The organism is Pseudomonas sp. TWP3-1, assembly GCF_049896625.1.
Taxonomy (GTDB): Bacteria; Pseudomonadota; Gammaproteobacteria; order Pseudomonadales; family Pseudomonadaceae; genus Aquipseudomonas.
This window is the reverse complement of record NZ_JAFCUQ010000045.1, coordinates 1-1,188: the sequence shown is the minus strand read 5'-3', so window position 1 is coordinate 1,188 and position 1,188 is coordinate 1. Positions and strand designations below refer to the sequence as shown.

At 55.1% G+C, this 1,188-nt stretch carries 1 protein-coding gene; it reads right to left on the bottom strand.

Annotated features, from left to right (window positions below):
* Positions 1-31: 31 nt before the first annotated feature.
* Entirely contained in the window at positions 32-979 is a 948-nt protein-coding gene (locus ACP7BN_RS27660) for an IS110 family transposase (RefSeq protein ID WP_426050125.1), read from the bottom strand.
* Positions 980-1,188: the final 209 nt, after the last annotated feature.

Here is a 1,188-nt window from a genome sequence, read left to right as displayed (position 1 = left end):
TGTGGGAGATTCTATGGTTGAGGGGAAGCCCTCAACCGACTTTCGGTTGGTATTCGTCCTCCCCCTTCAACAGTGCAAATACCACTCGGGCAAGCTTGCGGGCCAGGATCACCAGGGCCTGTGTCGTACTGAGCCCGCGACCTCTTTGCTTTTCATAAAATCCTTTCCATGTCGGCGTACGGCTGGCCGACATTGCCGCATTGTGCAAAAGCCGCCGGGCTTCGGGGTCTCCGCGTTTAGTCAGGCTTCGGCGCCCGTCCTTCTGTCCCGACTGCGACACACGCAAATCCATGCCTAAAAATGCGATAAATGCATCCGCATTCCTGAAGTCGCCACGCTGAAACGCAGCAATCAAGCGGGCTCCCGTCAAAAAGCCAATACCTTCAATTTTCGTGCAACGCTTCAGTTGGGCAAGCAAACCGGCCTCTTTCAACTGGTCGTTGATCATCTTCTCGACCAGCGTTTCAAGCCTCTGCATTGATGTCAGGTGCTCGGCAAACGCGCTTTTGAGCAGCGGCTCGTTCGCCCAGCTTTGCGCCAGGGCTACTCGCGCCTGAACCAGCGCCGCGCGACGGCGGAACAGACTAAGAAGGCGGCGATATAACGGCGATGGAGGGGTCCAGGGGTGAAGCTCCTGGTATTCGTTCTTCAGATAACGAGCCAGCAGTTTGGCGTCCAGCGCGTCGGTTTTGGCGCGAACTTTCACACCTTTGCGGTAATGACTCAGTTCGTAGCCGCCGACCATGTAAATCGTGCAACCGGCTTCATAGGCCAGATCGGCGAGCGCCAAGTGATAGGTGTTGGTTGATTCGATGGCGAGATCAACCGGTGCAGGCAAGGCTTTCAACCATTTTTTGATGGCAGCCTTGTCATTGGATATCGTCTCGAGCAGATCCAGGTCAGCCTGATAGATGACCAGTTCATTCTTGGCGACATCCACGCCCACGATAGGCTTTACGACAGAAATCGGCATTGCCATTGAACATCCCCCCGAGATATGGTTTTGAACACTTGAAGGGGTCACCCAGAGGCGCAGGCTTGTTTCTATCGTCGGTCGAGCCAGATGCATTCTTTATCGGCGCTTGGGTGAAAGGAGGAGGGGCGAAATCTCCCACGGATCTGTACTGCGTCAACAGTCAGAAGCCAGCCTAGTCCCTCCTCCTCCCTTCAAGTACCAAGCATACAAGC

Excerpts from the sequence above, each read along its gene's own strand:
- ACP7BN_RS27660 (WP_426050125.1), bottom strand. The coding sequence starts at position 979 with ATGGCAATGCCGATTTCTGTCGTAAAGCCTATCGTGGGCGTGGATGTC.